4 protein-coding genes are annotated in these 2,638 nt (G+C 49.5%); 2 read left to right on the top strand and 2 right to left on the bottom strand.

What is annotated here, in order from left to right; all coding sequences use genetic code 11:
* Positions 1–76: 76 nt before the first annotated feature.
* On the bottom strand, positions 77–688 hold the full coding sequence (yihA, locus tag AAH187_RS19130) for a ribosome biogenesis GTP-binding protein YihA/YsxC (RefSeq protein ID WP_342350088.1): 612 nt from the start codon (positions 686–688) through the stop codon (positions 77–79).
* Between the two features lie 88 nt (positions 689–776).
* Positions 777–1,688, bottom strand: coding sequence for a hypothetical protein (locus tag AAH187_RS19125; RefSeq protein ID WP_342350087.1), 912 nt, complete (start codon positions 1,686–1,688; stop codon positions 777–779).
* Between the two features lie 152 nt (positions 1,689–1,840).
* Between AAH187_RS19125 and AAH187_RS19120 the strand changes: the two genes are divergently transcribed.
* Positions 1,841–2,179, top strand: coding sequence for a type II toxin-antitoxin system RelE/ParE family toxin (locus tag AAH187_RS19120; protein WP_342350086.1), 339 nt, complete (start codon positions 1,841–1,843; stop codon positions 2,177–2,179).
* Positions 2,172–2,498, top strand: coding sequence for an addiction module antidote protein (locus AAH187_RS19115; RefSeq protein ID WP_342350085.1), 327 nt, complete (start codon positions 2,172–2,174; stop codon positions 2,496–2,498). The genes AAH187_RS19120 and AAH187_RS19115 overlap by 8 nt, the downstream gene beginning before the upstream one ends.
* The last annotated feature ends 140 nt before the right edge of the window (positions 2,499–2,638 follow it).

The raw sequence follows: 2,638 nt of genomic DNA, 5'->3' as shown, positions 1-2,638 counted from the left end.
TGCTTTAGGGCGTAGACGTGAAGCCGCTACGGCGAAGGCAGGGAACGCCGCTGGCGGCCTTTTTCAACTCTCCCTTTTAGGGAAGAGGAGCGTCCAGAGTAAGCAGCTCCCTTAACTGGTCAAGGAGCATCTGTTTGCCTTCCCCGGTGTAGGCCGACAGGAAAAGCGGATCCTCCTCCATGCCCAAACCCTCACGTAATTCCCGTAGCGCCGCCTGACGATTTCCCCTCGTGACCTTATCAGCCTTGGTGGCCACCACCATCACGGGAATCTTCAGTCGCATCAACCACTCGACCATCGCCCGATCTGATTCCTGCACCCGACGGGAATCCACCAGCACCACCACACCCTGTAAATTCTTGCGTGTCCGTAAAAATTCTTCAATCAGTGGCCCCCAGAGTTCTCGAATCCGTTCAGGCACTTTGGCAAATCCGTATCCGGGAAGATCGACCAGCATAAACCGGGGGCCGTTCGTGGCAATCTCAAAAAAATTAATGGTTTGTGTTTTTCCAGGAGTCTTCCCGACCTTGGCCAATCCTTTGTGATTCACCAGGCAATTGATCGCCGATGATTTCCCGACATTGGACCGGCCGACGATGGCCACTTCCGGAAGCGTCGGTTTCAGAAATTGCTCAACCGTCCCGCAACTCGCCTTGAATTCCGCAGAAAATATTTTAAAGGCTCCCACGATCAGTTCCTCTTTTTCATTTATAGACTAACAAAGCAGTTGACGCCCATCCTGCATGGCTCATCAAGAGGCCATTGGCCATCTTATCTTAGAACGCCACTGTTTCCCTATACCATTCGTTGAACAACCGGCTCCCTGCTGAAAGTGTGGCTGCTTCATCCCGAATCCAACGACCGATTAACCCCAATGCACACAGCGTATCCGCAACAGGCTTGATCGTCGGCAGCCCAACGGCCCGTGCCACCTCCTTTGGATTTACTGGTTTCCCAGCTTCAATCACACAGGCCAGCACCTGATGTTCGAGAGGTTCCCGCATTTGATTCACACAGTCTTGAAAAAAAGAAGAGAGAGATTTTTTGACATCCTTCACAACCTGTTCCGTCCGAACAGAGGGTCCTGCTCGTAATAATTCAGCCTGCAAGACCTTCAAGATATAGGGATGAGTCCCTGCATAGATTAGGACAGAGGCTTGTTGTTCTGTGGAAAGCTCCGGACTGAATAGCTGCTGGGCTTCTTTTTCCAAAAAGACCGCCAAGGGAATAGACTTCAGTGTGTGTGGCAACCCACCACCTCTCACAACCTCCCGCCAGGCTCGTGCTCCGGCAAAGACCGTAGACCCTCCTGGCAAAAGATCAATGTCTGAAAGAGAACGAGTCTCCCCTTCAGCCAGTCGGTCACAGTTATCAAGGAAAACAATGGTGTCAGGATTGGGCGGGCGGGAATGGAATCGTTTCCAATCAGCCTCGTTGGCAACATCAACATACAACGCTGCAGGTCCGGTGGACTTGGGGGAAGGGCCTGCATGATTCAGTTGCCAGGCAAGATGGAGCAGCAAAGAGGTTTTTCCTAATTTGGGTCCACCAACAAGGCTTAAAGATTCCCCTCGTTCCAACCGCCACAACACATTCCGAACTAATCCCTCACGCCCTTTGAACTCTCCAGGCCGAAAGACCGGCGCCGCCGGATCTGGGAAATGATGAAGATCATTGGGAACCCACATAACTGGGAGTGTAGAAGCTCACTCTATGGTTGGCAACGAAAGGGTCTAGCAGATGATTTACATTGTTGATTCGGTATCCGTAGGCGAGCAAAAGACTTGCGGCGAAATAATATGCATAATATACTATGCACATGGAGAGAAAGAACCAATAAGTGGGACAACCTAATACACCGAAAAAGGTCCTTGTGTATGAAGATGAACAGGGGAATGAGCCATTTTCAGAATGGTTTAAGGGGTTAAAAGACTTAAAAGGGAAAGAACGGATCGGGACAAGGATTCGTCGGCTCAGTGAAGGACTCTATGGAGATAGTGAGCCGGTAGGTGAAGGGGTGAGTGAACTACGATTGTTTTTTGGTCCCGGGTACCGTGTGTATTTTGGTGAGGAGGCCAACAATATTGTGATTCTGCTGTGTGGCGGGGATAAAAGTAGCCAAAAACGAGATATCCAAACCGCAAAAGGATATTGGAAGGAGTACAAAAAGCATGGCTAAACGAAAGTTACGAACCTTTGATCAAGTGGAGGAGGAATATTATCGCGAACATCCTGATGAGATTGAAAGCTATTTGAAAGTGTGCTTTGAAGAATACTCGAAAGATGGGGCGACCTCGGCCTTGCTTTCTTCCCTTAGGATGATTGCCCGTGTGAAAGGGATTTCCACGTTGGCGGAAGAAACCGGAATGACCCGGAATGGTGTTCAAAAAGCTTTATCAGAAGACGGCAATCCGCGATTTGAGAACATCAACGCAATTATGCAAGCCATGGGATATCGCTTGATCCCCGAAAAAATTGAAGTGCCTGCGGGTCGTTAAAAAACCCACTAGTATATTCATAAATAATTTTATGAGTCACTAATGGTGAAATCGTTGGTTCTACGCACGAGATTATAGAGAGACTGGCTGACGCCCCAAGAGCGTCCTTCACGCTCCGTTCACCTTGTCGGATGGTTGCG

Origin of the sequence: uncultured Nitrospira sp., assembly GCA_902500695.1 — a bacterium.
GTDB lineage: Bacteria > Nitrospirota > Nitrospiria > Nitrospirales > UBA8639 > Nitrospira_E.
Note: the sequence above shows the minus strand (reverse complement) of the source record. Positions and strands in the feature narration are given on the sequence as shown.

Coding starts and splice junctions, on each gene's coding strand:
- AAH187_RS19125 (WP_342350087.1), bottom strand. CDS start 1,688: ATGTGGGTTCCCAATGATCTTCATCATTTCCCAGATCCGGCGGCGCCG.
- AAH187_RS19115 (WP_342350085.1), top strand. CDS start 2,172: ATGGCTAAACGAAAGTTACGAACCTTTGATCAAGTGGAGGAGGAATAT.